The sequence below is a fragment of the Oceanobacillus caeni genome, assembly GCF_042678465.1.
Lineage (GTDB): Bacteria > Bacillota > Bacilli > Bacillales > Amphibacillaceae > Oceanobacillus > Oceanobacillus caeni.
Window position 1 is genome coordinate 20,699 of sequence record NZ_JBHTKV010000005.1, and the last position, 26,525, is coordinate 47,223.

Here is a 26,525-nt window from a genome sequence, read left to right on the forward strand (position 1 = left end):
CAGTCATTACCATTTATCTTACAGCAATGTATATTTCGATGGTTCCATTCGGATGATACTTTTCGAAATCAATGGTATATTCAGAATCACCAACTCCATCTGGTCTCACTCCTCCAATTGTTTGTTTATAAAGTAATTCGACAAATCTTTAGCATAACCTTCCTTGATTCGTTATCCCAAAATTAACTTGCTTGGTTGTGAAAAAAATTAACAGTCATGTGTAAAAAGCATTCCATATCATTATTCAGCACGCGGGGCAGATATCAGCAGTTGTTTACTCTTTATCAGTAGTCGAGGACGGGATTTTAGCAATCATTGACTTTTTATCAGCAATCAATACGCGATTTCAGCAAATACAAGATATCGGCACTCAATCACTTTTTATCAGCAATCATGTTACCGATATCAGTATCCTTCTTACTTTATCAGCACTTAGGCACAATATTTCAGCATTCCCTCATGCTTTTTCAGCATTCACGCACGACATATCAGCGATCCTCCACACTTTATCAGCACTCACCTTCCCCTACAAAACAAAAAACAAGCTGCCTCCCCCAAGACAACTTGTCTACTTCTTCCATCCTATTAAATTTAAAATCGGTCTATATTGATCACTAATGACCCCAGTGATTTCCACAATCAATTCCACCAAAATTAATAATGAAACTAATATAGAAATGGAACCCCATAATGTGGACCTCGTTAGGACAATTGCGATGACACTAAATAGAATACTTAGTGCATAAATCATAATAACCGTTTGTCTGTGGGTGAATCCTAGGCGAATGATACAATGGTGTAAATGAAATTTATCTGGTGATGATAATGGTCTTCCTTGTACGATACGGCGAATGATGGCAAACGTTGTATCCATAATTGGAATTCCCAAGATAATAATTGGAATGATTAAGGATACGATGGTAACCTCTTTGTAAAGACCCAATACCGAAACGACGCTGATCATATAGCCTAAAAATAATGATCCAGTATCACCCATAAATATTTTCGCTGGGTAGAAATTATATACCAAAAATCCGACTGTACTACCGAGCATGACGAGTCCAAGAAATGCGATGAGGATATCTCCTCTTGTAATCGCTATGACTGAAATTGTAAATAATGCAATCGATGATACACCAGCCGCCAAGCCATCTAAGCCATCAATTAGATTAATCGCATTTGTTATTGCGACAATCCAAATAATGGTGATTGGGATTGCAAAGAATTCAAAGTAAATTCGCTCGTCCTGCCAGATGGTAACGAACTCGATTTGAATTCCACCTAATACGGTTACTAGTGCCGCGATGATTTGCCCGAGTAACTTATATTTTGCCGAAATGGTAAAAATATCATCCAAGATTCCAGTAAGAATAATGATCGTCCCACCAACTAAGATGGGCCAATAGTCTCCAGGATTAGGATAAAAGAGAATAATTCCAATTATAAAACTTAAAAATATCGCCAAACCACCTAATCGTGGCATAACGGAAGTATGAACTTTTCTTTCATTTGGTTGATCCGTAGCTCCAATTTTCAATGCGAACCGTTTTACGATTGGTGTAATAATAATGGAGCTAAAGAAACTAACAATTAACGCAATATATAACATTTTTAAATCCTCCTGAACAGATAGGAAGTTTTCTTTTATTTTGTGTTACGAGTAAGTTTTTAATTCATGGATAAGGTAGGATAAAAATGCTCCTTAAATCTTTGCAATTCATCTGTCGTTGTTAAAATGGAAGGATATTTCTCTATTTGAATCATTTGTTCTTTCGTATTCACTGTCCAAACTACAAGCTGAATCCCAAGTTTTTCACACTTATTAACATATTTTTCCTTTAATCCATCATACCTCACCGCTAGATATTTCGCATCTATTTTTTCCATTAATTTAAAATGTGAACGTTTCACCCGATTTACTAAGGGGCCTACCTGTGCTTCTGGAGATAGGCTGCGAAGCTTTTTCAAAGAATGGTGGTTAAACGAAATAAAGTAAACTTGGTCCATCATTTCCAACTGATTGACCACTTCCACCACTCTTTCCTCAATCCTTCTATATAGCCTTGTATCCTTTAATTCAATGGAAACAATAATTCTCCCTTTCGCAAGCTGTAAAACTTGAGCCAAAGATGGGATTTTCTCCTCTGTTTCATTGATGCGAAACGCTTGTAATTCTTGGAATGTATATTGACGTATTTCCCCATGCCCATCTGTCATACGATCAATCGTCGCGTCGTGCATGACAACTGGAACCCCGTCTTTTGTCAGATGCACGTCTAACTCCATATGGGTGAATCCCATTTCAATCGCTGCACGAAATGATGAAATCGTGTTTTCCGGATATTCCACTGGATAACCTCTATGAGCAATACCTCGAATATTCATTTCCCAAACCCCTCCATTATTTAGGTGATACATACATTATATCGGATGAATGTTAAGCAACCATTAATGAACAATTAACTTCGTATGAATTTTATGTTAATTCAATCACAAAATAATTTTATCATATTGTTAAATAATACTTAAAAGGAATGGAGGATTTTTTATGAAAAGAGTAATCACCTATGGTACGTTTGATTTTCTTCATAATGGCCATATCAACTTATTAAAACGTGCCAAAGAATATGGAGACTACTTAATTGTTGGAATCTCCACTGATGAATTTAATATGATAAAAGACAAAAAAGCCTACTACAGTTTTGAGCAACGAAAAATGATACTGGAAGCTGTTCGCTATGTCGATCTTGTCATCCCAGAGGAATCATGGGATCAGAAAATAGACGATGTGAAAAAATACAATGTGGATGTTTTTGTCATTGGCGATGATTGGGAAGGTAAATTTGATTTTTTAAAAGAATATTGTGAAGTGGTGTATTTACCTCGAACCGTTGGGATTTCCACCACAAAAATTAAAACAGACTTGAATCACCACGCGAAATAATGAGAGAAATTGCAGTAGCCATTTACCTTTTTACCTTCCGCCTTTTTTTCACCTTTTTTAAACGATTCCCCTTGCAGCAAAAGACCACCTTTGTTGCTTCTTTTGGCCGAAATATTTTATATACGATGCGTGAAGTGGAAAAAACAACCGACCATCGTATCGTCATTTTAAAAGTACACCCTTGTAATATTACTTTTAAAAAACGTCCACGTAGACGGATTATTTCTTTTAAAGTTGGAAATTTTATCGACTGGATGGAGTCTATCTATCATTTAGCAACTTCTGAAAAAGTAATTGTTGATAATTATTTTGGATTTTTAGCTGTTACGGATTTTAAAGAAAATGTAACATGTGTCCAGCTTTGGCATGCAGCCGGTGCGATTAAACAATTCGGACTACGTGACTTATCGATTGAAAACCGCCCACCTAGTGCTTTTAGAAGATTTAAAGCCGTTTATTCCCGCTTCGATTATGTGGTCATTGGGTCAGATAAAATGGCCGCTATTTTTAAAGAAGGATTTGGAATAAAGGAGAAGCAACTATTGCGAACTGGCATACCACGGACGGATTTCTTTTTTGATCACGAGAATTTAGAAAAAGCCGCACAGTCATTACGAAGGTATTTTCCGATAATAGATGAGAAAAAGGTCATTCTCTACGCCCCTACCTATCGTGATCAGGAGTTACACGTTCAAGAATTGAAGATGGACATCGAAAAAATGTACAAGTACTTTCATGACGACTATGTGTTGTTTTTGAGTTTGCACCCAGCTGTTAAGGTCGATATTGAAAACAACCATCCCGACTTCGCCATTGACGTCACAACCTATAACATCAACCATTTGCTTGTCATAGCAGACGTACTCATTTCCGATTATTCCTCCATCATTTTTGAGTATTCTTTATTTAACAAGCCAATGGTTTTCTTCGCTTATGATATCGATGAGTATGCCGAGGAGCGTGGATTCTGGGAAGTTTACGAAGAACTCGTCCCCGGACCCGTTGCCTATAACATGGACGATTTAGTGGAAGTGATTAAGAATGAAGCCTATGACATGAGCGGGGTTCGGGAATTTTCGGAAGAATGGAATCGATATTCGAAGGGAAGATCGAGTGAGCAGTTGGTGCAGGTGGTTTATGGGGGGGATGAGACTGGGTAAATTTCTGCCTGATATCCTGCCGGTGGATGCTGATATATGTACACGAGTACTGATATCTTGTCAGCGGATGATGATATATAGTGCACCAGTGCTGATATCCAACAGGTGTCTACTGATATATAGTGCATGAGTACTGATATCCAACAGGCGTTTGCTGATATATAGTGCACCAGTACTGATATCTAGCCAGCGGATGCCGATATATAATGCATGAGTACTGATATCCTGCCAGACGATGCTGATATATGATGCACGAATACTGATATCCTGCCAGACGATGCTGATATATGGTGCGAATACTGATATCCAACGGGGAGAGTATTGATATCCCACCCATAACCCTCACTTCCAATAAAAAATTACATATTACCTAGAATATCTAAAAATAAAAAGGATTTTTGCTACTTCGTGTCGTATTTTATTCTTAAACCCATTTTATGAAAGGAATGAATTTAATTTGTATGATCCACGAAATAAAAAACTTGAGCTTTTAACATTGCAGGCGTTCGAGCGTCGGCTTTCGGCAAATCATCCCATGAAGCAAGCTGTATTGAAGGATTTAAAAATTAAATACGCTGAGGTTAATGGCGAAAATGAAATTAAATATAGGCTACAATTAATTGATAAGCAAAAATTTATAGTACTACACAACCTAAGATTGCAAGATGAAGTTGGATATTTTCAGATGGATACTTTAACATTATCCAATTATTTTAATACTGTTGTAGAAACAAAAAATTGGGAGGGGACGGTAAGATTTGGTGCAAATGGGCAAGTTACGCGCATAGATAATAACGGAATGAAAGAAGGATTCCAGAACCCTATTGACCAGGTGAAAATACAAGCGCTCCGCCTAAAACGATGGTTGAAAAATCATGATTTCCCCGATATACCTATCGAATATCTAGCTGTTATAAGTTTCCCCAAAACAATCATTGAAAGAGAAACCCCTCAAGATATTATTCCACATGAATTGATCCACAGTAGCGATTTAGTTTTTCGGATTCAAGAAATAGAAAAGAACTATACTACACCTATTTTATCCAGAAACCAGCTTCATCATCTAGCTAGACTTCTTGAACGTTCCCATTGCCCAGTAGATGTGAATTTGTTTGAAGAATACGGAGTACGGTCAATTGATATGGTAAAGGGTGTGTTCTGCACAAAATGTGGTGCCTTACCAATGAATAGATTTAACGGAAAGTGGTATTGTCAAAGTTGCAAAAATGTATCAATTGATGCACATAAACATGCGTTGAGGGATTATCGATTACTGTTTGGTGAATGGATTACAAATAAACAAGCCCGATATTTCCTTGGGCTATCATCCCCTGATATGACTAAACACATTCTTAGAAAGGAATGCACGGAAATGGTTGGGATGAATAAAGGTAAAAAGTATAGATTGGGACTATAAGTTGTGAATAATGATTTTGAATTTGGTTTTTTAGTAGCTCCAATAAGGAAAGGGAATGAATCTCTCTTTCCTTTAAATTATTATGAGGTATTTTGTTGGCGAACTCGTGTATTTCCGCCCTATTTATCATTTTCCTCATAAAATTCTTGATCTCGATTTGTTGCGGTTCTTTTTCCACCTTTTTCTCCTAATTGTTGACAGAGACATCTTACCATTATTGCTCTCAGCCTTTGGTTAATAACTCCTCTCAGTAGTTGATATTCTTTCTCGTACATTAGTTATATTCCTCGTTTTCGATTCCTGATGTCCCGAGCTCATTTATAAACATGGTGGTTTAGTTTTATGAAATCCGTTTTCACATGGGATCATTCTATAGAAACTTCTCGGTACAAAAATGTGATGCCGAGAAAATAGATGTGTCGAATTAAGCGGGATAACTGGATATATAGAAAATTATCGAATTTTTGAAGGAATTAACGAATGGTGATCGGGAAAGGAATGTTAGATTATGGGTGGCGATTAACGGATTGTGGGATGCAAGTATCAGATTATGGTTGCTGATTAACGGATTAACACATGCTAGTATCGGATTATGAACGACGATTAACGGATTAATTATTTCACAAAAAATCCTTCCACCTCTAAACTAACCATGTCGCATCCACCACCATCAAAAAAGGCGAGAAACTACAAATTGTAGTTCTCACCTTAACCACTTTCTTCACTTTCATTACATCGTTTTTTTCTTCGTATAAATTTTAAAAAACCGTCGATGATTGGACGTTTTCCGCCCAGAACAATTCCAGCTAATTCGGCAAATATATGTAGGACTAAATAAACGAGGATTACCACTACGATTAATGTCGTTTCTTGTACGTAATTAAATAAAATGGCAAGTCCTCCGAATAAGACACTAAAAGCATAAATAATTAGTACAGTTTGACGATGGGAGAAACCTGCTTCAATTAATCGATAATGAATGTGCTTATTATCCGGTTGCATTATTTTTTCCTTATTCTTAGCACGACGATAAATTGCAAATAACGTATCGAAAATTGGAACAGCTAGTACAATAACAGGAATGATGAAGCTGAAAAATGCTATTTCTTTAAACAATCCTAATATCGATACAACAGATATCATGTAGCCGAGGAAGTTCGATCCACTGTCACCCATATAAATTTTTGCCGGGTAAAAGTTATGAAATAGAAATCCAATATTCGCTCCAATTAAAGCAATGGAGAGATAAGCCACAAGCACTTGTCCGTCCATAAGTGACATGATAAAAATACTAATAAGTGCAATACTCGATACTCCGGTAGCTAGTCCATCAAGGCCGTCAATTAAATTAATGGCATTCGTAATTCCGACAACCCATAATACAGTAATTAACACACTAAAAAATCCAAGTTCAATGGTACCGATAAATGGTACCGTAAATCGTTCAATAATTAAACCAGCATTTACGAGAAAGGATGCTGCAATCAATTGTCCAGTTAATTTTGCAATTGGAGTAATCGTATACTTATCATCGATTGCCCCGGTTATCAAGATGATAATTCCACCAAGTAATATCGCAGGCAGATACTCATGCCTTGGATGAATATAAATAAGTGCCAAGACAAATCCAGCGAATATTGCTAATCCACCCAATCTGGGTGTTACAACTTTATGTATCTTTCGTTTATGCGGAAAATCAACTGCTCCTATTTTCACTGCTAATTTTTTTACTGGAATTGTTAACAATAATGATGCAACGAGTGCGATAAAAAATGCGATCGACAAATCGACATAATTAAACATATTATTCTCCTATTGTTGCAATATCTTCTACTTATCTTTACCTTTTCCTACTAAATTATAGCTAATTTTAACTAATATTAAAAATTTAAATTACTTATTTCACTCCCATGCTGGTATATTTATTCTTGGGAGGTGACAAATTTTGACATACATACCTGTACTTGCTTCAGTAATTGCTGTAATTGGAATCTTAGCTTTTTTCAAGAGAAACTTAGAAAAAATTAAAGACAACCCAGAAATGATAGAGAAGTATCAAACGAATTTATTTATAGGTTCTGCCATTAGTGAGGCTATTCCAATTGTTTTAATCATCATAGGATTCGTAAACATGGAGCCAGTTAGGTCGGTCGATGAACTAGTTGTACCGTTCACTATCATTGTCGGGCTTATTGTATTTTCTATTATTTATATTTTCTTACAGTCACGTATTGATGTAGATGAAAACATAATGCCTGTGGTACGAGGTTTTGGATTAATATCTGCCAGTCTTGTAATGGCGATTCCGATTATTTCAATAGTGATGTTACTAATGATAGTACCATGAGACGGGGGTACCCTCCCTCATCTCTTTTCCTTATAACCTGACAATATTCCCCAGGAAATATTAATTTCCCCGGAAATTTCCGATTTTCCACTATGAAATTCTCTTATTCCCAGAAACCTACACAAAATTTCACAGGTCATTTCAATTCCCTTTCCTTTCTTTTCTACCTTAACTAGTCTTATAATATACTCAAATCATCTGATTGGCAGGTAATGATATGGAGAAGGCTATGGTTGAAAGGGTATGTATGCTTGCTGGCAAAATAATGCTTGTTAGCGGTGCGGAGACATACCGGGTGGAAGATACGATGAATCGAATTGCCAACTCGTTTGGGGCACCAAATGCACAAAGTTATGCGACCCCAACAGCTATTAATTTTGCTATTGATGCAGATTCTGAGGCGAAAATGTTACGTATTAGAAAAAGATCAACGGCTGATTTAAGTAAAATCGCTGAAGTGAATAGCATTTCGCGAAAAATTGCCGCTGGCGAGATAGACTTGGGACGCGCTTTTCTTCTACTACAAGAGGTGGAAAAGGGAAAGCTATATCCAGCTTGGTTGCAGATACTTGCTTCCGCTATAGTTAGCGGTTGTTTCGCCATTATGTTTGGCGGGAGGTGGGAAGATTTTCTACCAGCAGTAATTGCTGGGGGAATCGGTTTTGCTGGCATGATAAGTTTTGAGAGATTTGTCGATATTCGCTTTCTTGCGGAATTTCTCGGTGCCTTTTTAATCGGGATCTCTTCGCTTCTCTTTATCCACTATGGATTTGGTACTTCCCTTGATCTGGTAATAATTGGTGCAGTTATGCCACTCGTTCCTGGTTTACTAATTACGAACGCAATACGTGATTTAATGGCCGGTCATTTGGTAGCAGGGGTTTCTAAAGGTGTGGAAGCATCGTTAACTGCAGTTGCCATTGGTGCAGGTATTGCAGCTATTTTTACTTTTATGTAAATGAAGGAGGGCTTAACCCATGCTCATGATCTCGGCACAATTAGTCACAAGTTTTATTGCCTCGGCAGGATTTGGTATAATATTTAATGTACCAAAACGATCAATCATTCAAAGTGGTCTTGTCGGCATGCTTGGTTGGATCTGTTATTATTCCCTTACAACTTACGGATTGGATGTTGTTCCAGCTACAATATTTGGTGCAGTTCTAGTTTCTATACTAAGCTATACATGCGCTAAAATTTACAAAACACCCATCATTATCTTTACAGTTTCTGGAATTATTCCATTAGTGCCTGGTGGAGTTGCCTACCGTGCGATGCGACAATTCGTGGAAAACAATTATGATTTAGCGATACAGTTATCCGCACAAGTTATGCTTTTAGCCGGTGGAATTGCAATTGGACTCATGTTTTCAGAAGTAGTCAATCAGATTGTCAAAAAGGTTTTTATTAGGAAAGATTAATACATTCGTTATACTATTCTAAATAAACTTTTATATTAAAAGTCCTATCAATCATTTGCTATAATTTTCTGTTTTCTCTATTATAGTTAATATATATTTTTTTAAGCGGAGGAATTCAAAATGAATGAAAATACACAACAACCAAAAGTTGTTTTTGTCATATTCGGTGCAACCGGAGACTTAGCAAAGCGTAAACTATTCCCTTCCATTTATAACCTTTATAAAAAAGGCAATTTAAGTGAAAATTTCGCGGTTGTGGGATTAGCACGTAGACCTTGGACAGATGAAACTTTACGTGAGAATGTTGAAACCTCTATCCGCAAAGCTACTGCTACTGAAGAAGAGCTAAGTGATTTCACATCTCATTTCTATTATCAATCATTTGATGTTACGGACGATGCTACATACGATGGTCTAAATAAATTGATCATCGATTTGGAAGGTAAATACGAAACGGACGGCAACCGCCTATTTTACCTAGCAATGGCACCTAACTTCTTTGGCTTAATCGCGAAAAAATTAAAAGAATATGGTTTGAAAGAATCCGCTGGCTGGACTCGTCTTATTATCGAAAAACCATTTGGAACAAATTTAGCTACAGCGAAAGAATTGAACAATGAAATCCGTGAAGCATTTGATGAAGATCAAATCTATCGTATCGACCATTATTTAGGAAAAGAAATGGTCCAAAATATTGAGGTCATTCGTTTTGCCAATGGAATATTCGAACATTTATGGAATAACCAATTTATCTCGAATATCCAAATTACTGCAAGTGAAGTACTTGGAGTAGAGGATCGAGCTCGTTACTACGATCAATCTGGTGCTGCACGTGACATGTTGCAAAACCATATTTTACAAATGGTTGCCCTTCTTTTAATGGAGCCACCAATTAAGTTAACAACAAAAGAAATTCGCTCAGAAAAAATTAAAGTCCTTCGTGCACTTCGCAAAATTAATCCAGATGAAGTGTACAAATATTTTGTCCGTGGTCAATACGATGCTGGTGAAATCAATAATCAAGCTGTACCAAGCTATCGTGAAGAGCATGAAGATCTTGCCTTCTCCAATACGGAAACATTTGTAGCAGGTAGACTTCTTGTTGATAACTATCGTTGGGCTGGCGTACCAATCTATGTACGTACTGGAAAACGCATGGCAGAAAAAACGATTAGCATCGTAGTCCAATTTAGAGATCTCCCAATGAACTTGTATTACAAATCTCATAAGCAAAGATATCCAAACTTGCTTAGAATTAATATCCAACCTGATGCTGGCGTTACCCTTTCCATTAATGCGAGTAAAGAAGGAACTGGATCATTAGCAGAACCAATCGAATTAACATACAATCAAAATGATGTTCCTGGAATCAACACTCCAGAAGCATATGAAAAATTATTATATGACTGTACGATTGGTGATGCAACAAACTTTACCCATTGGGATGAAGTTGCATTATCTTGGGAATTCGTTGACCCAATTTTAGAAACATGGGCAGAGAAACAACCAAGCTTCCCTAACTATAAATCCGGATCCATGGGACCACGAGCAGCAGATGAACTGCTTGAAAAAGATGGTTTCCATTGGTGGGATGTTTAATTTAGGCCCCTCACACGCACCAAGCGTGTGAGGGTTTTGTTTTGGTTGTAGAAGGTCATTGGATGCGATTGAGTGCCGATATCTCGGGGTTATGCTGATATATGGTGTTTGAGTGCTGATATCGCGAGGGTGGGTGCTGATATTTGGTGTTTGAGTGCTGATATCGCGAGGGTGAGTGCTGATATTTGGTGTTTGAGTGCTGATATCCCGAGGGTGTATGCTGATATTTGATGTTTCATCGCTGATATCCAGGAGGCGTGTGCTGATATTTGATGTTTCATCGCTGATATCCTGGAGCCGTGTGCTGATATTTGATGTTTGAGTGCTGATATCCCGGGGGCGTGTGCTGATATTTGATGTTTCATCGCTGATATCCTGGAGCCATGCTGATATTTAGTGTTTGAGCTGATATCCCGGGGGCGTGTGCCGATATTTGATGTTCGATCGCTGATATCCAGGAGCCGTGCTATGCAGATTTTCCAACCATAACCATGAAAAATGAATGATTGCCCATAAATAAAAGATTCTCGTCTTTGATTAACGTATAACCGGATTCCCAGACAGGAAAGATTTTTATACCTCCTACCTGCACAAAAACAAACCCACGCTATCACCTAGCGTGGGCCTCCTTTACTCTTCTACCACCTTTTTCTTTTTCCTTCTCGTAAACTTCTCTGTAATATTATCAAAAATAATATATATAACCGGTACGAAGAATAGCGTGAATATAGTTGAAGCACTTAAACCAAAAATAATCGTAATTGCTAGTGGTTGTTGCATTTCCGCTCCTTCACCGAGTGCTAATCCTAATGGAACCATAGCGAGCACGGTGGTGAGAGTGGTCATTAATATTGGTCGTAGCCTACTGCGGCCGGCCTCAACAATTGCTTTGCTTCTTGTCATTCCTCGTCTTCTTAATATATTAATATAATCTACCAGAACGATAGAGTTGTTAACTACGATACCAGCGAGCATGATAATACCGATAAACGCAGGTATACTAAATGAAATTCCAGTTATTAAAAACCCTATAATCACCCCGATTACTGTTGTAGGCAATGCGAACATGATGATGAATGGGAATAGGAAGTTTTCAAATTGCACAGCCATTACCGCATACACTAGGAATATGGCAAAAATGAGAGCTAATGCTAGTTGCCCGAACGCTTCTACCATATCCTCCGCTTGACCACCGATGGAATAGCTATATCCTTCCGGGAAGTTCATCGCACCTAATTTTGCATCGATATCTTGTATCACACTTGCAAGATCACGGTCTACAAGAGCGCTAGATACATTCATTTGTGGCTGTTGATTTTCCCTTTGTAACGTAGCAGGTCCTTGTGTTTCCTCAAAAGTTGCTACTTCTTCTAAAGGAAGCCTTGCACCGTTAGTTGACTGAATCTTCATATCTCTAATATCATTAATAGTCGAACGTTGATCTTCAGGATAAATTAATGTGACATCAATTTCTTTTCCAGCCTCACGATATTGTGTTGCGATTTGTCCATTAAACTGTAATTGAATTTGTCCAGTCACTTGAGATGGGGTTAATCCATACATAGCCGCTTTTTCCTCATCGACATGGATTTCCATATGTGGTATCCCATCCGATGCGCCTGTTGTTGGGTTAAATACCCCTTCAACCGTAGAAATTTCATCCACTACTTGTTCAGACAGACTACGTAACACATCATGTTCCGGACCGTTTAAAATAATTTGAACTGGGTCCCCCATGCTCATATTTGCTCCGCCATCCATTGCGGTGGCCGTAATTTCAGCACCAGGTATCTGTTGTAATTGTTCATCCATTTCTTGAACGATTTTGGTCGTGGATTTCGTTCGTTCACTTGCTGGTGTAAGCATTAACGTATAGCTCGCACCACCATTGGAACCACCAGCGCCCATCATTCCACCTGATGAACTAACTACTACATAACTTACATCTAAAACTTCATCGTATCCCGCCAAAACTTCATTCACTTGTTCCACAATCTTATACGTGTACTCAAATTTCGTTCCTGGCTCCGTTTCCACGTTAATCATTGCTTGCCCTTGGTCAGATGCTGGAATAAACTCCGCTCCTATCAAAGGAGTAAGTGCTAAACTTCCGACAATCAATAAGATAACAACGAAAACGCTTGTTTTGCAATATTTCAATACTTTCTTAAGAGCGTTACTGTATTTATTACGTAACCAGTCTAAGAATCTATCAAACCAATATCTACGTCCTTTATCTTCCATTGATTTTGCTAAAAGTTTAGAAGATAGCATCGGCACTAATGTGATTGCTACAACTAATGAAGCAATAAGAGAAAAGGCAACCGTTATTCCAAGTGGCATGAATAAGTCTGCCGCAATTCCTTCTACAAAAACCATTGGTAAAAATACCACAATTGTCGTTGTAGTGGAAGCGATAACTGCTGGAGTTAACTCGGAGGCACCTTTAATTGCGGCTTCCTTCAAGCTTTCTCCATTTTTTCGATACGTGTAAATGTTTTCTAAAATAATAATCGAGCTATCCACCATCATTCCAATCCCAAGCGCTAATCCACCTAATGTTAGGACGTTTAGTGTATGTCCTGTAAAATACATAAGCGCAAAGGTAGAAATAAGTGCAATTGGAATCGATAAACCGATAACAAATGTCGCACGAATGCTCTTTAGGAATAGTAATAGGATAAAGAAAGAAATAGCGCCACCAATAATAATATTGGATAAAACACTATCCACTGACATCTGAATGAACTCCGATGTATCGATAATGACATCTAAATTCACTTCATCTCCAAGTTCAGCTTGAATCGTTTCTAAGTTTTTCTGAACGGTGTTTGCTACTGCTACTGTATTGGCATCGGTTTGCTTCATGATGGACAAAACAATGGATTCTTCCCCATTTACTAAGGAAGCTGAACTCGCCTCTTTATATGTATCTTTAACTTCAGCCACATCATCCACATGTAGGATGGCGCCTGATTCGGTTTGAATAACTGTTTCCCGAATATCATCTATCGAGTCAAATTCTCCTGTCACTCGTAACTGCAAGTCTTTATTTCCTTTATCCACGGTTCCAACTGATGCGGATTGATTGCTTTCCCCGAGTGCTTGCTGAATCATTTGCGTAGTGACACCATATTGTTGTAATTTGGCTGGGTCAACCACTAGCTGTATTTCTCGAATCTTTGCTCCTTCTACTGTTACAGAAGCTACTCCCTCTTGTCTTTCAAGGAAAGGGACGATTTGATTATCTGCAAGTTCCGTTAATGTTGCAGCATCTTTCCCTGTTAAACCAATGTACATAACAGGTAATGCCTCGGGACTGAAACGTAGAATACTTGGATCCCCTGCTTGTTCTGGAAGCATCCCCTTAATTTGGTCGATTTTTTCCCGTACATCAAGCATGGCCTGATCAAGATCTGTTCCATTCTTAAACATCATCATCACAAGAGATGCACCTGATTGTGACTGCGATTGGACCGTGTCAATCCCCTGAACAGTACTAACCGCTGATTCTACTGGACGAGAAATTAAATTCTCTACATCCTCTGGTGCTGCATCTTCATAATTAGTTGCTACAACAGCGATCGGAAGTTCAATCTCTGGAAATAGGTCGACCGCCAAGTTACGTACAGAAACAAAACCTAGAGCTATAATGGCGAGTACAATCATAATGACACCGACTGGACGATTCACGGATGCTTTTATTAATTTCACGATTTACTCGCCTCCTGTAACATTCACTTCAGCGCCGTCGGTTAATGTCAACTGTCCCGTCGTAACAACTTGATCTCCAGCGTTTATACCTTCTACAGCAGTAACATCTGACTCTGTTTCTAATACCTTTATTTCTTGTCTTGTTGCTACATTTTCTTTAACCGTAAAAATAAAATCCTTATTCTCTTCATTTACAATGGCTGAAGTTGGAATTAGAATAGCAGTTTCCACTTTTTTCTCAGGTATACGAATATCAGCAACAACGCCGGGTAAAATCTCTCTTTTCTCATTATCTACTGTTGCGATAACGGAATATAATCCTGTTTCGTTAGGAAGTGTACCTACATTCGTAATGGCTGCTTCATATTCTTTATCCTCAATGAATACGTTTACCTTGTCATCTTCAGAAATCAAAGAAAGTAACTGTTTTGTTACGGAAAATTCGATTTTTATTGTGTCAAGATCTGCAACCATGGCAACTGGTTCTTCAGGATCCACCATATCTCCTTTATTCACTAAAAGATTAATGACTTCACCTTCTGTTGTTGAACGAACATTTTGGCTTCCTACAGCTGTGGAGATTTTGAGAATCGTATCATTATCATCTACCTCTTCCTCATTTTCCACCATCACTTCTTTTACCTCACCAGGCGTCTGTACCGCAACCGGTGCAACATGATTAGGTGCCGTACGACCATAGATGGACTTGTCAATGACTAGATCCTTTTCTACGGCTTCTTCCGTTTCTACCGCTACAACCCTTTCTTCCTGTTCCTCGTTTTCTGCAGCGTCATTACTCTCTGTACATGCCGCAAGCAATGAAACAATTAGTACAAAAGAAAATCCTAAAATAATTTTTTTCATTCCCCTAATTTCCCCCTTTACCTTCTTCTTTTTTCTATCATAATTAGGCGAGAGGACTCCCATCCTCAAGGAATATGTAGGGTTTAACCCAATGGGTAGGTGGGAGGTGAATCGCCTTTCGTATAACATCATATGTTTGTGTAGTGTAATTCCTAAAAGACGTTCTTTGAACTGAACATATTGGGTTGTGGCGCGAATATTCATTCTTACATTAAATTCCAACCATCCCCCCTTATTATCTCATTTTCCAATTCAGCATTCCACCGAAATAAGCAAATTTTGCGATAATTTATTTTTAACAAGAGGAATGAATCCTCTTTTTTTGTAGTACGGTTAACACTTCATTATGTTTCACTTTTATAGAAGTTGTTCAAAAAGTCTGGCGAAAAGGACACTTCGACGTTTCTAGTTGGCAATGCCGATCTTGGTCCGTTTCATCCTCCTTTTTGAACACAAATGTATATGACCATTTACCACAGTTTTGGTCCATGTCCGAATAACGTATAACGATTAAAATGAACAATCACTTGGCTTGCACGCTTAAATTGACGGTCGAATACCGATACCGTTGTAGGAATTAGTTCGCTCGTCCCATCATGAAACAAAACCAATGTTTGTTCATCGCTTTTTCTATAATGTTTAATCTGGTGATACGCAATCCATACGCAGTTTTTATTTCTTGTGGAAGCTGTTGGAATAAAGTAGATACCTGACTGAGGGTTAATTGGAATAGGGATTTTGCTTGAGGATTTTAAAATTTCTTCTACAACTTCTCTTCTACCATTTAATGTAGAACCATAACGTTTACAATTATAATCAATAATTTGCTCGGGTTTATAAGGGGAATAACTTTTTTCATCCTTCATCGTTTGATTTTCTTCAATAATACTAGAACGATAATACGCTGAATCCTCCTCTACTATCATTTTTGTATCTTTTGTTACCGTGTAGTACGGTGATTTCACCATCACCATAAATATCCTCCTCACTTTATTCTGTTTCTTCATTATTGTACTATAAAATCAGAGAATTTCAACAAAATGGAAGGAATTCAAATAACAAAAACAGAACAACTATAAAAGCTGCTCTGCTTAAGTAGATGTATTATTGATTGTCTCTATTGTCTTTATCATCTTTTTTGTTAAGGTTTTGATCATCATTTGGATTTTCTACATCATTGTTATCATCTTGATTATCTAAACCATTGTCTTCTGCTGGATTAAGGTTTCCATTATCATCCTCTTGATTTAACGGAGCTTCGTTGTCATCCGTTATTGGATCCTCATCATTATCATTCACTCCATCATCTGCTGGTGCCTCATTCGTTGGATTTTGATCTTCTACCGGCGCATTATTTGGATTGTTATCATCATTATCATTATTGTTACCACACGCCGCTACTAAAGATATTGCCAGCATTGATGCACCTATCTTAATAAGAATTTTCTTCGTCATAAATGTTGCCTCCTTTTTTATAGTCTCGAGATTAGGATTTCCATTTATGACAAAGTCATTCATGTTTTTACCATTTTTTTAAATCTTATTTAATCGCAAAGGTGATTTCTGCTTCACAAGCTAATTCACCATCCACTGTTGCAATTCCCTTTCCTTTTCCAATTGGTCCCTTCATTCTTATAATTTCTACTTCAAGTTTTAACTGATCACCCGGTCGCACCTGGCGTTTAAATCGACACTTGTCCACACCTGCTAAAAAGCCAATTTTCCCCTTATTCGCTTCGATACCAAGTACCGCAATTGCTCCTACTTGTGCTAATGCTTCAATAATAAGAACTCCAGGCATTACCGCATACTGTGGAAAATGCCCTTGGAAAAATGGTTCATTCATGGTTACATTTTTTAGACCAACGACACGTTTACCTTCTTCCATTTCAGTAACTTTATCCACTAACAAAAACGGATAGCGATGTGGAATAATTTCTTTAATTTGTTCGATGTCCATCATGGTATCTACTCCTTTTAGTAAAAATAAGTCTTGTCGTTATTATATCAAAGTTCTAGGGTGAAACGAATTGAAAAATAAAAAGCACCCCATCCTATGATGAAATGCTAATTTTTTTGCTATTCTGCTTTTACCACAATATCTATCAGGTGTTGCCAGGTCTCGATTTTTAAGGCATCAATTAGGTTACCATTGCCTAGAACTCCATAACCTACCATTAACCCTACTACTAGAGCAATTGCAGCAAGTGAAAGTACAACAATAATACGTAGCCAAATCGGGAACATTCTTCGTCCTCGACGTTCAAACTTAAGAAAGTGTTTGAGCTTTGGAAGGCGCTCCGTCTTTAGAAGGCGTCCGAGCTTTTGAAATCTATCCTTTTTCTTTTGCTCTTTAAGTTGTTTTCTTGTTTCTGCATGATTCTTCTTAGGTTGCTTCTCAGCTGTTTTCTCTTTCTGCTCTTTACGTGTAGGATTCTCAGCAACTTTTTCTAACTGTTCTGTTGACATATTTGTAACTCCTCAATCCTGACAATCGCGTCCGTTCTATATATTAAATGGTATTCAAACAAGCAAATAAAAATGCCTATTCTTTTTCATTTTATATATAAAATATTATCACATTGCGGTACCGCATATCTAGAACTATTTTAATAACAAGTTAAAGCCCAATTAAGACCGCAATCCATTCACAAGTCCCATCATTTGATCTGACATGGAAATCGTGCGGGAATTATATTGATAGGACCGTTGTGCCAGGATTAAGTCCGACATTTGTTGGGAGATATCTACGTTGGATTGCTCTAAAGCATTACTTTGAATTAGCTTCGTCTGTGCTGGAACGTCTTGGATAATATCCGCTAGATTATCATTCAGTTCCCCTAGGTTTGGCAAACGGAACAGATTTTGTCCTACCGCTTCCAAAACATTTGGACGAGTTGCTTCCACTATATCAATTGTTCCTACTTCTTCTACAATACCTCCACGTTCCACGACAACTTGTCCATTATCACGAATGGAAATAGAATCAAAACCACTATTAAATGTGATTGGACCGTTTTCACCAAGAACTGGATTTCCATCTTTCGTCGTCAATGTTACCGACCTGCCATCCGTGCTTGGGCTTATATAAAAGGCTCCGTCACGAGTGTACATCGTTTCCGTTACCCCATTGTCTGTAACTTGGATTTGAAAAAGCGTGTTTTCGTTTAACAAAGCAGTATCTAGCGCTCGGTCTGACGTAACAATCGACCCCTGATCCAGATTTAAAGTGGTTGCGCCTAATCTAGCACCTGAGCCAATTCGGATACCATCAGGTGTTAGACGTTGTTCTCCATTCCCGGGGTTTTCCAAATTATCGATTTGTTGATAAAGCAAGGAGGAAAATTCAGCTCCACGAGATTTATATCCTGTTGTTTGGCTATTTGCGATATTGTTCCCAACAATGTCCAACTTTTTTTGTAATTGGTTCATGGTTACAGCTGCTTGTATCATCATACGAGACATTACATTTCCTCCTAAAGGTCGTTCAAAAAGTCCGGTGAAAAAGACACTTCGACGTTTCTAATTGGCTCGCTTTTCGGATACTCACGTATTAATTGCATACGTTCCGTTCCTCAAAGCTTCGCCGCCTCGAACTGCGAAGCACAGGACGTGCGAGTGTCGGCGTTGCAAAAGGACGTTGCGCATTTAGCCGACCTCGGTCCTTTTCATCCTCCTTTTGAACATGTACTTCTAAATTTCACCATTCATTAAATTCTTCCAATTTCACTAACTGCTTTACCCAAGCTTTCATCAAAGGCCTTTAATACCTGCTGATTTGTTTCAAACATGCGATAAGCATTCATCATTTCTGTCATCGTCTTTACTGCATCAACGTTTGACCCTTCTAGAAATCCTTGTTTCATTGTAAAATTGGCATTAGCAGGGACTGCACCCGTTTCCCCAGCAAATAAGTCATTACCTTCTTTTACCATTTCTAGTGCATTGTCTGTATAAGCGATGCCCAATGGAATGTATTGCGTATTTGTTTCTATGATTCCATCTGGCGTAACTGAAAACGATGTACCGTCCATTTGAATCGGATTACCTGTTTGATCCAAAACATAATAACCCTGACTTGTTACAAGGTATCCTTGTCCATCCACTGTGAAATTCCCGTTCCTTGTGTATCGAACATCACCAGCATCATTTTGCACTGTAAAAAATAATGCACCATTTTCGTCAGGAACATGACCTTGTACAATGGCTAAATCCGTCTGAAGTTTCGTTTCACGGATATCCCCTTGCTGAAAGTTTGGAATTGTTTCTTGCACATATACTCCAGTATTTAACGCCCCAATTGGTTTCGTTGTTGCTACATTCGAGCCATTTTTCATAGGCGTCTGTTTAGAACCCATTTGTTGCATCAAAAGCTCTGGAAAAGCTCTTATAGTCGCTTGTTCCGCTTTATACCCTGGAGTATTCGCATTTGCTACATTATTTGCTAACGTCTCTTGTGCACGTTGTTGCGCTAACATCCCACTTGCAGCCGTATAAAAACCTCTTAACATCTAATCACCTCCAAGGCTCGGGGCTTAGATAATTCTCTTTTCAATCTTATCAATATTTTCAAGCATGATACCTGTACCTTTTGCCACACAATTCATTGGTTCTTCCGCTATAAATACAGGAACTTTTAATTCTTCTGCTAGAAGCTGATCAATTCCATGGATAAGCGCACCGCCACCGGTTAAAATAATTCCACGGTCAATGATATCAGCTGATAATTCTGGTGGTGTACGTTCTAAAACAGATTTCGCTGCTTGTACAATTAAATAAACCGATTCACGAAGTGCTTCTTCAATTTCAACCGATTCCACAGAGATTGTACGTGGAAGACCTGTAACCATATCGCGACCACGAATTTCCATTTCTTCTTTTCTAGAACCTTCAAATACAGTCGCAACTTGAATTTTAATTTCCTCAGCAGTCCGTTCACCAATTAATAATTTATATTTTTTCTTAATATATTGAAGAATCTCAACGTCAAACTTATCCCCAGCCATTTTAATCGATTCGGAAGTAACAATACCTCCCATGGATAGTACCGCAACGTCTGTTGTACCTCCACCGATATCAACAACCATGTTCCCGCTTGGCTGGAAAATTTCCATTCCCGCACCGATTGCAGCAACTTTAGGCTCTTCTTCTAAATAAACCTTTTTCCCACCAGATTTCTCTGCGGCTTCTTTAATCGCCTTTTGCTCCACTTTCGTAATATTCGTTGGACAGCAAATGAGCATTCTTGGTTTGGAAAGAAGTCCTTTTACATTGATTTTATTAATAAAATGCCTTAGCATTGCTTCTGTTACATCGAAATCAGCAATTACTCCATCTTTTAATGGACGAATTGCTTCAATGTTTCCAGGTGTACGACCAACCATACGCCGTGCAGCTTCCCCAACCTCCAGGACTTTCCCAGTGTTGCGGTCCATCGCAACAACGGATGGCTCATTCAAAACAATTCCTTTCCCCTTCAAATGAATAAGTACATTTGCCGTTCCAAGGTCAATTCCAATATCCCTAGAAAACATGTATCTAGATCCTCCTAAGTTTATTAACTTGCATCTGTCCGAAAACATAATGCTACTAGTAAAATATTTTACCACAAAAATCTACAATTAACTGCATTTATCTAAAAAGATTTTTGTTGAATTTTTTAATGGGATTTGGGGATTTGGTTGGTAGGTCTTGTCGATTTTTTGAAACTGATATTAGATGCCTATCGGAGGATCGGTAGACTGTAGGTAAGTAAGCATAGCATGTGGTCGGTTGATTTTTATTTCTTGAAAAGGGTGGCTATTCCGCGTCAATGTTTGCAACTGTATTACAACGGACTTGATGGGCTTTGCACGCAATTCCCCAATCAATTTTTAGCATTTGTATCAATATCAAAAGCAATAACTTCATGTTTTTGATCTTGAAGAAACAAAACAAGATTAAATCTCATTTCCTTAGCCCAAAATATTATAGAATGTCCACCCTTCATAAATATCTTATCCTTGTTCTCTACTTCACAAATATTTTGTCTTAAATTAATGGATGTCTTATTTCACTACTATTGTTAAAATAACATCTTGACCAGCTCGAACTTCGCCTTTTTCCACCGGCTGGATACTTTTCATATCAGTAGTATTTGTAATAACAATAGGAACAATATCGCTTGCTGCCATTTCGTTTACTAAGTTCTTGTTAAATGTTATTAACTTATCTCCTACTTTTACTACATCTTCCACTTCTACAAAGGATTCAAAACCTTCACCTTGCATTCCGACGGTTTCAAGTCCAATATGAATTAATATTTCGAGACCGTTATTCGTCTGAATACCTACTGCATGTTTCGTTGGAAACACTTGTACAACTTTCCCTTCTATTGGTGCAACAATTGTACCATTAACTGGTTTAACCGCAATTCCATCTCCCATCATCTTTTCTGAGAATACAGGATCTGGTACATCAGTTAATGAAATAACTTCTCCATCTACAGGAGAATAAAGTGTTACAGTTGTATCATTTTTCTTTTTAAATAATTTCTTTAACATCATTTCCCACCTTTATAACATAACGAGTGTAAGTCTCAGCAAAATAAATCCTGAAAAAACAGAAAAAACAAGTAAAATAATTGCAGTGGTTCTTTCATATATAGTTAAGCCTTGTTGTTTACTGGATTGGGAAAGTTTCCTTTTCGTAATAAACGTCAAGATGGCCATAATAAGATTCCCAACAATTAATTCTGAGACTAACATATACGTTAGTAGAATATCTGCCCTTCCCCTTTTTACCCTTTCATTCTTTGGAATAAGATTTAGAATATGCCCCCAAATAGGATTTATTAAACTAATCATAAGTAGAACAACATAGGTTGGCTGTTCATAAAAGAATTCTTGTATCGATTGATTACTTCCTTAGAAAACCATAAACAAATAGATAATATAAACTACCGGAAGAATGATTGTTAAACTAAGTATCGCTGTATACCACTTTGTACTACTTTGCTGTTTTATCACTATCTTCCTTCTCCTTTTTAAGTGAAAACTCTAAATACCCTCTATAGATCATGTCTAAAATTGAAAATAGACCTATAAAGGATCGATGCTCAAAACCATAATACTTTCCAAGTTTAGTAGATTCGAAATAAATGTTGTACGTACAAAACTCGGCAAGTTTATTATTCCTTAGGCTTGTGATGGAAAGAGTAGGAATTCCCAGTACCGATAATTGCCGTACACTATCCATTAAATTATCCAAATCCCCACTTAATGAGATAATAATTACTAAATCCCGCTTTTTCATACGAGACAAAATAACATCAAATTCTCGTTCTGCTGGAACAATAAACATCTTTTTATCACAAGAAATAAGATTTCTAGAAAGTTCCTCCATGGCATTTCTCTGCCCCCAACCCGTGGCAAAACCATAGATTGCACCCGCATAATATATTTGCTCATAAATCGGCTTCAATTGCATATTTTCAAATATCTTTCTCGTCATCTCAATTTCATTCGATTGGATGTCAAACAAACCATCAATTTCTTTATTCTTAACTAAATCTAGTTCTGCTTTTAAACTATATTTAAATTCACTATATCCACTAAAACCTAGTTTTTGGGTCATTCTCAATATAGAAGACTTAGACATTGCACAAGCTTTTTCTAGTTCCAAAATACTCATTGTACTACACTCATCAAGATGATGGAGTACATAGCTTAATGTATCCAAATCACTTTCGGATAACTTATTATAATGTTTATTAATTAGGTCTCTAATCAAAGTTAAAATCCTCCTACAAGCTTATATCTATCTTTCAATAGTATATGATAGAAGGAGAAATTTGTATAAAAGGAAAACTGAACTTACTGTAACTACTTAAGCCCAGTTTTCAGAATATATGCTTCCTAATTAGTTTAATTCAGGCCAGAAGCCTTTATTCACTTCAATTAATTCATCTAAAATTTGTTTAGCTACATCGGCGTTTGGAACTGTTCTTGATAAGATTAATGCTTGCCATAATTTTTGATAAGAGTGTTCAATCCACGCTTCTACTACCAACTTTTCAACAGCCACTTGCTGTTCCATCAAACCTTTTTGGAAGAGAGGGATGTTTCCTTGAGTAAGTGGTTCATACCCACCTGATCCCACGATACAAGGGACTTCAACCATTGCTGTTTCATCAAAGTTGTTAATAGCTCCTTTGTTTTCAACTATTAAAAGCATTCTTTCATGCGTGTTATAAGCAATGGCACGTGCAAGGTCGACAATATAGGAAGCATGGTCACCAGCTTTTAATGTGGTTCCTTCTATAGTACCTGCTTCAACAATGCGTTTACATTCAGAGAATACTTGTTTTTCCCTACCATCCATCACCATATTCGCACGTGTATAATTTGGATCGGTATGCTTTACTTCTTGATTTGGGTAGAAATAATATTTCAAATACGTGTTTGGTAACGTTTCTGGATCAAGTGCTTGTACATCTTTTGCCACTTGAAAAGTATGTTGCCAACTTCCATCACTATGTTCGCCAACATCATAGCCATTTTCTTTTACATATTCAATAATTTTTGGCATTAAGTTATTGCCTTCATTATCGCGGATATCTGTCCACCAACCAAAGTGATTTAGACCGTAATATCTTACATTCATTTCCTTTCTTGACTTTAACCCAATTGCTTTTGCCATTCTGCTTTCAATACCAATTGGCATATCGCAAATATTTAGGATTTTTGAGTTTGGATGTAATCTTCTTGTTGCCTCTGCAACAATTGCGGCTGGATTGGAATAGTTTAACATCCAAGCATTTGGTGAGTATTTTTCCATATAATTTAGTATTTCAAGTACACCACCAATCGAGCGCATGCCATACGCAATTCCACCAGGTCCGCATGTCTCTTGTCCAACTACACCATATTTTAATGGGATTTTTTCATCTAATTCACGCATTGCATATTTTCCAACACGGATATGCGCCATGACAAAATCAATATCAGTAAAGCCCAGTTCTGGATCAGTTGTTGCTACAAAATTAATTTCTGGAGCCTTTTCTTTTATAATAATTTCGCATGCATCTGCCACAATCTTTTGTCTTTCTTCATCATTATCATAAAGTTTAATATTACTTAACGGAAATTTATCTAAGTTATTTAATAGTAATAAGACAATACCTGGTGTATACGTACTTCCTCCACCTGCAATGGTAACAGAAAATTTTTTCATAAATTAATCTCTCCCTTTATTCCTTGGCTTGTTAATAATTCAAATTGTTCTCTTACTTGAGGAACAGATAATCCAACGATTACTTGGAAGTTCCTTCCGTTCCGAACAACCCCATGGGCCCCACCTGCTTTAAATGCTGCATCGGAATGAACCATTTCTAAATCCTTTACAGTAACACGTAATCTAGTTGCACAGTTTGTTACGGATGCTATATTTTCACTTCCTCCAAATGCATCTAAGAATGTTAGTGCTCGTTCAGTGTATTGATTCGCTCCCTCAAATGATGTGATTGGTGCACCCTTTTCTTGGGCTTTTTTAAATTTGTAATCTTTTTTCGTATATAGCTTTGCTTCTCCATCTATCGCTTCTCGCCCCGGTGTTTTCAAATTAAATTTATTAATCAGAAACCTGAATAAGATAAAGTATATAAATGTGAATGATAGACCAACAGCGAATTGAATCAAATATGTGTCCCAATGGTTGGCAAATAGTGGTATCCAATTTTTTGACATCATCGATAATGCCCCACCACCAAAGTCTCCAACTACTCCGAAGGTATACATTAATGCTGACATTGTAGCTGCTAGTAATGCATGTACAACGAATAATGCAGGAGCTAAGAATAGGAAAGTAAAATCTAATGGTTCAGTAATACCAGCTAAAACTGCAGTCAATGTAACAGGAATAAGCAAAGCTGCTACCTTCTTACGGTTCTCCTTTCTAGCCGTAAAGTAGAACGCGAGTGCAATTCCTGGTGCTGCAAACACTTTAGAGTTACCATGCAAAGCAAATCCACCCTCAGGAAATAGTGTTTTCAACGACTCTGTTGATTGCGCAAATGTTACCATATTCTCTGCCCAAAATCTTTGTAAACCGCCTTCTACAATCGCTGGACCAAAGTTGAATGGTACATAGACAAAATGATGTAAACCCGTTGGAATCAATAGCCTTTCTAGGAAAATATAAATCCAAACACCGAATGTACCGGAATTAGCCATAAACCCTTGAAGAGATGCAATACCGTTTTGCACCATTGGCCACAACCACGAGGTAAGTACTCCCATAGGAATCATAACGAAAAAACCAAGTATAACTACATATGCAGAGCCTTGGAAAATCCCTAACCAATCCGGCAATTTCTTTTCAAAATATCTATCATGTAACCACACAACAATTAATGCTATAACGATAGCACCCAAAATATTTGTATCTAACGTCTTAATACCTGCAATCATTTTTAGTCCACTATCGCCACCAACTTCTTGTGAGAAATCAACACCAAACGTTGGACCAAATTGTTGTAAAATCCCCGAAACAAAATAGTTAAAGGTTAAATATACAACCAAAGCTTCCATCGCTGCTCGTCCCTGTGCCTTTTTCGCAAGTCCAATGGAAAGACCTATAAGGAACAGTAATTCCATCTGATTAAATATAGTCCAAGCTCCTTCTTCTAAAATGGACCAGATACTGTACCAGGCCGTCCCCTCTGTTGCAATTTCTCCAACAATTAACGGATTTTGCATAATAATTGTAATTGCTACAGATATACCTGCAAATGCAAATAATGAGACCGGCGTAAACATTGCCCCACCAAAGCGCTGAAGTTTTTCCATCATTGTTTATAACACCTCTCTTATAAAAGTGAATTGAATTTTTTCTAATCTAGATATTAGGTATATGAAGAATTATCACACGTATTGGGGGCGCTTTCAATACAATGCGTATGTTTTGGTACAATGGCCATCAATGGGGAACTTTCTCTTATCCCGGGAAAATTCCCGAGGGTATTGGAAAGTTTTTTTGAACTAATCTTTTTCTTTAAGTCGACCAACTCTTCTTGTCTAAA

24 protein-coding genes are annotated in these 26,525 nt (G+C 37.5%); 7 read left to right on the forward strand and 17 right to left on the reverse strand.

Features of this window, described 5'->3' with window-relative positions; all coding sequences use genetic code 11:
• Nucleotides 1-568 precede the first annotated feature (568 nt).
• Together ACFQ18_RS05440 and ACFQ18_RS05445 are read right to left on the reverse strand one after the other, a co-directional pair.
• A complete protein-coding gene (locus ACFQ18_RS05440; protein ID WP_047183963.1) occupies nt 569-1,609 on the reverse strand; it encodes a glycosyltransferase family 4 protein in 1,041 nt (346 codons plus the stop codon).
• 59 nt (nt 1,610-1,668) lie between these two features.
• Nucleotides 1,669-2,385, reverse strand: a complete 717-nt coding sequence (locus ACFQ18_RS05445; RefSeq protein WP_047183962.1) for a glycerophosphodiester phosphodiesterase — start codon at nt 2,383-2,385, stop codon at nt 1,669-1,671.
• 163 nt (nt 2,386-2,548) lie between these two features.
• Between ACFQ18_RS05445 and tagD the strand changes: the two genes are divergently transcribed.
• From tagD to ACFQ18_RS05460, 3 genes are all read left to right on the forward strand, one after another.
• On the forward strand, nt 2,549-2,944 hold the full coding sequence (gene tagD, locus ACFQ18_RS05450; protein WP_047183961.1) for a glycerol-3-phosphate cytidylyltransferase: 396 nt from the start codon (nt 2,549-2,551) through the stop codon (nt 2,942-2,944).
• 71 nt (nt 2,945-3,015) lie between these two features.
• Nucleotides 3,016-4,104: a CDP-glycerol glycerophosphotransferase family protein gene (locus ACFQ18_RS05455; RefSeq protein ID WP_379565905.1), complete on the forward strand. Its 1,089-nt coding sequence runs from the start codon at nt 3,016-3,018 to the stop codon at nt 4,102-4,104.
• Between the two features lie 457 nt (nt 4,105-4,561).
• Nucleotides 4,562-5,521, forward strand: a complete 960-nt coding sequence (locus ACFQ18_RS05460; protein ID WP_060668818.1) for a nuclease-related domain-containing protein — start codon at nt 4,562-4,564, stop codon at nt 5,519-5,521.
• A 119-nt stretch (nt 5,522-5,640) separates the two neighbouring features.
• On the opposite strand, the gene ACFQ18_RS05465 is transcribed toward ACFQ18_RS05460, so the two are convergent.
• Complete coding sequence (locus ACFQ18_RS05465) at nt 5,641-5,796, reverse strand: hypothetical protein (protein WP_157851556.1); 156 nt, start codon at nt 5,794-5,796, stop codon at nt 5,641-5,643.
• 433 nt (nt 5,797-6,229) lie between these two features.
• Entirely contained in the window at nt 6,230-7,324 is a 1,095-nt protein-coding gene (locus ACFQ18_RS05470; RefSeq protein ID WP_047183958.1) for a glycosyltransferase family 4 protein, read from the reverse strand.
• Nucleotides 7,325-7,466: 142 nt separating this feature from the next.
• Between ACFQ18_RS05470 and ACFQ18_RS05475 the strand changes: the two genes are divergently transcribed.
• The 4 genes from ACFQ18_RS05475 (at nt 7,467) to zwf (ending at nt 10,888) form a co-directional block, all read left to right on the forward strand.
• Entirely contained in the window at nt 7,467-7,868 is a 402-nt protein-coding gene (locus tag ACFQ18_RS05475) for a hypothetical protein (RefSeq protein WP_052771617.1), read from the forward strand.
• Between the two features lie 217 nt (nt 7,869-8,085).
• Nucleotides 8,086-8,826 (forward strand): threonine/serine exporter family protein, encoded by a 741-nt coding sequence (locus tag ACFQ18_RS05480; protein ID WP_060668816.1) that lies wholly within the window; start codon nt 8,086-8,088, stop codon nt 8,824-8,826.
• A gap of 25 nt (nt 8,827-8,851) precedes the next feature.
• Nucleotides 8,852-9,289 carry a threonine/serine exporter family protein gene (locus ACFQ18_RS05485; RefSeq protein ID WP_083452595.1) on the forward strand — a complete coding sequence of 146 codons (438 nt, stop codon included), beginning with the start codon at nt 8,852-8,854 and terminating at the stop codon, nt 9,287-9,289.
• A 120-nt stretch (nt 9,290-9,409) separates the two neighbouring features.
• Nucleotides 9,410-10,888, forward strand: coding sequence for a glucose-6-phosphate dehydrogenase (gene zwf, locus ACFQ18_RS05490; RefSeq protein WP_047183954.1), 1,479 nt, complete (start codon nt 9,410-9,412; stop codon nt 10,886-10,888).
• Between the two features lie 630 nt (nt 10,889-11,518).
• Here zwf and ACFQ18_RS05495 read toward each other — a convergent pair.
• The 13 genes from ACFQ18_RS05495 to ACFQ18_RS05555 all read right to left on the reverse strand — a co-directional run bounded on the left by ACFQ18_RS05495 (nt 11,519) and on the right by ACFQ18_RS05555 (nt 26,295).
• The gene (locus tag ACFQ18_RS05495) at nt 11,519-14,602 is read right to left on the reverse strand and encodes an efflux RND transporter permease subunit (RefSeq protein WP_204798005.1); all 3,084 of its coding nucleotides are present in this window, start codon (nt 14,600-14,602) and stop codon (nt 11,519-11,521) included.
• 3 nt (nt 14,603-14,605) lie between these two features.
• A complete protein-coding gene (locus ACFQ18_RS05500; protein WP_204798004.1) occupies nt 14,606-15,466 on the reverse strand; it encodes an efflux RND transporter periplasmic adaptor subunit in 861 nt (286 codons plus the stop codon).
• A 470-nt stretch (nt 15,467-15,936) separates the two neighbouring features.
• Nucleotides 15,937-16,440, reverse strand: a complete 504-nt coding sequence (locus ACFQ18_RS05505; RefSeq protein ID WP_204798003.1) for a competence protein ComK — start codon at nt 16,438-16,440, stop codon at nt 15,937-15,939.
• 130 nt (nt 16,441-16,570) lie between these two features.
• Entirely contained in the window at nt 16,571-16,921 is a 351-nt protein-coding gene (locus ACFQ18_RS05510; RefSeq protein ID WP_060668161.1) for a hypothetical protein, read from the reverse strand.
• A gap of 85 nt (nt 16,922-17,006) precedes the next feature.
• On the reverse strand, nt 17,007-17,429 hold the full coding sequence (gene fabZ / locus ACFQ18_RS05515; RefSeq protein WP_047183951.1) for a 3-hydroxyacyl-ACP dehydratase FabZ: 423 nt from the start codon (nt 17,427-17,429) through the stop codon (nt 17,007-17,009).
• A gap of 116 nt (nt 17,430-17,545) precedes the next feature.
• Nucleotides 17,546-17,935, reverse strand: coding sequence for a DNA-directed RNA polymerase subunit beta (locus tag ACFQ18_RS05520; RefSeq protein ID WP_047183950.1), 390 nt, complete (start codon nt 17,933-17,935; stop codon nt 17,546-17,548).
• Between the two features lie 162 nt (nt 17,936-18,097).
• Nucleotides 18,098-18,931, reverse strand: a complete 834-nt coding sequence (locus ACFQ18_RS05525) for a flagellar hook-basal body protein (protein WP_047183949.1) — start codon at nt 18,929-18,931, stop codon at nt 18,098-18,100.
• 245 nt (nt 18,932-19,176) lie between these two features.
• Nucleotides 19,177-19,977 carry a flagellar hook-basal body protein gene (locus ACFQ18_RS05530; RefSeq protein WP_047183948.1) on the reverse strand — a complete coding sequence of 267 codons (801 nt, stop codon included), beginning with the start codon at nt 19,975-19,977 and terminating at the stop codon, nt 19,177-19,179.
• Nucleotides 19,978-20,001: 24 nt separating this feature from the next.
• Nucleotides 20,002-21,000: a rod shape-determining protein gene (gene mreB, locus ACFQ18_RS05535; protein ID WP_047183947.1), complete on the reverse strand. Its 999-nt coding sequence runs from the start codon at nt 20,998-21,000 to the stop codon at nt 20,002-20,004.
• Nucleotides 21,001-21,513: 513 nt separating this feature from the next.
• A complete protein-coding gene (locus ACFQ18_RS05540) occupies nt 21,514-22,008 on the reverse strand; it encodes a PTS sugar transporter subunit IIA (RefSeq protein WP_204798002.1) in 495 nt (164 codons plus the stop codon).
• Nucleotides 22,009-22,453: 445 nt separating this feature from the next.
• The gene (locus tag ACFQ18_RS05545; RefSeq protein WP_204798000.1) at nt 22,454-23,236 is read right to left on the reverse strand and encodes a MurR/RpiR family transcriptional regulator; all 783 of its coding nucleotides are present in this window, start codon (nt 23,234-23,236) and stop codon (nt 22,454-22,456) included.
• 129 nt (nt 23,237-23,365) lie between these two features.
• The gene (locus ACFQ18_RS05550) at nt 23,366-24,679 is read right to left on the reverse strand and encodes a 6-phospho-alpha-glucosidase (RefSeq protein ID WP_204797999.1); all 1,314 of its coding nucleotides are present in this window, start codon (nt 24,677-24,679) and stop codon (nt 23,366-23,368) included.
• Nucleotides 24,676-26,295 carry an alpha-glucoside-specific PTS transporter subunit IIBC gene (locus tag ACFQ18_RS05555; protein WP_204797998.1) on the reverse strand — a complete coding sequence of 540 codons (1,620 nt, stop codon included), beginning with the start codon at nt 26,293-26,295 and terminating at the stop codon, nt 24,676-24,678. The genes ACFQ18_RS05550 and ACFQ18_RS05555 overlap by 4 nt, the downstream gene beginning before the upstream one ends.
• Between the last annotated feature and the right edge of the window lie 230 nt (nt 26,296-26,525).

Bases quoted from the DNA above. Each gene is read 5' to 3' on its own strand.
- ACFQ18_RS05530 (WP_047183948.1), bottom strand. From the start codon at position 19,977: ATGTTAAGAGGTTTTTATACGGCTGCAAGTGGGATGTTAGCGCAACAA.
- ACFQ18_RS05485 (WP_083452595.1), top strand. From the start codon at position 8,852: ATGATCTCGGCACAATTAGTCACAAGTTTTATTGCCTCGGCAGGATTT.
- ACFQ18_RS05440 (WP_047183963.1), bottom strand. From the start codon at position 1,609: ATGTTATATATTGCGTTAATTGTTAGTTTCTTTAGCTCCATTATTATT.
- fabZ (WP_047183951.1), bottom strand. From the start codon at position 17,429: ATGATGGACATCGAACAAATTAAAGAAATTATTCCACATCGCTATCCG.
- ACFQ18_RS05540 (WP_204798002.1), bottom strand. From the start codon at position 22,008: ATGTTAAAGAAATTATTTAAAAAGAAAAATGATACAACTGTAACACTT.
- ACFQ18_RS05510 (WP_060668161.1), bottom strand. From the start codon at position 16,921: ATGACGAAGAAAATTCTTATTAAGATAGGTGCATCAATGCTGGCAATA.
- ACFQ18_RS05470 (WP_047183958.1), bottom strand. From the start codon at position 7,324: ATGTTTAATTATGTCGATTTGTCGATCGCATTTTTTATCGCACTCGTT.
- ACFQ18_RS05445 (WP_047183962.1), bottom strand. From the start codon at position 2,385: ATGAATATTCGAGGTATTGCTCATAGAGGTTATCCAGTGGAATATCCG.
- ACFQ18_RS05465 (WP_157851556.1), bottom strand. From the start codon at position 5,796: ATGTACGAGAAAGAATATCAACTACTGAGAGGAGTTATTAACCAAAGG.
- zwf (WP_047183954.1), top strand. From the start codon at position 9,410: ATGAATGAAAATACACAACAACCAAAAGTTGTTTTTGTCATATTCGGT.
- ACFQ18_RS05500 (WP_204798004.1), bottom strand. From the start codon at position 15,466: ATGAAAAAAATTATTTTAGGATTTTCTTTTGTACTAATTGTTTCATTG.
- ACFQ18_RS05555 (WP_204797998.1), bottom strand. From the start codon at position 26,295: ATGATGGAAAAACTTCAGCGCTTTGGTGGGGCAATGTTTACGCCGGTC.
- ACFQ18_RS05520 (WP_047183950.1), bottom strand. From the start codon at position 17,935: ATGTCAACAGAACAGTTAGAAAAAGTTGCTGAGAATCCTACACGTAAA.
- ACFQ18_RS05525 (WP_047183949.1), bottom strand. From the start codon at position 18,931: ATGTCTCGTATGATGATACAAGCAGCTGTAACCATGAACCAATTACAA.
- ACFQ18_RS05505 (WP_204798003.1), bottom strand. From the start codon at position 16,440: ATGGTGATGGTGAAATCACCGTACTACACGGTAACAAAAGATACAAAA.
- ACFQ18_RS05480 (WP_060668816.1), top strand. From the start codon at position 8,086: ATGGAGAAGGCTATGGTTGAAAGGGTATGTATGCTTGCTGGCAAAATA.
- mreB (WP_047183947.1), bottom strand. From the start codon at position 21,000: ATGTTTTCTAGGGATATTGGAATTGACCTTGGAACGGCAAATGTACTT.
- tagD (WP_047183961.1), top strand. From the start codon at position 2,549: ATGAAAAGAGTAATCACCTATGGTACGTTTGATTTTCTTCATAATGGC.
- ACFQ18_RS05550 (WP_204797999.1), bottom strand. From the start codon at position 24,679: ATGAAAAAATTTTCTGTTACCATTGCAGGTGGAGGAAGTACGTATACA.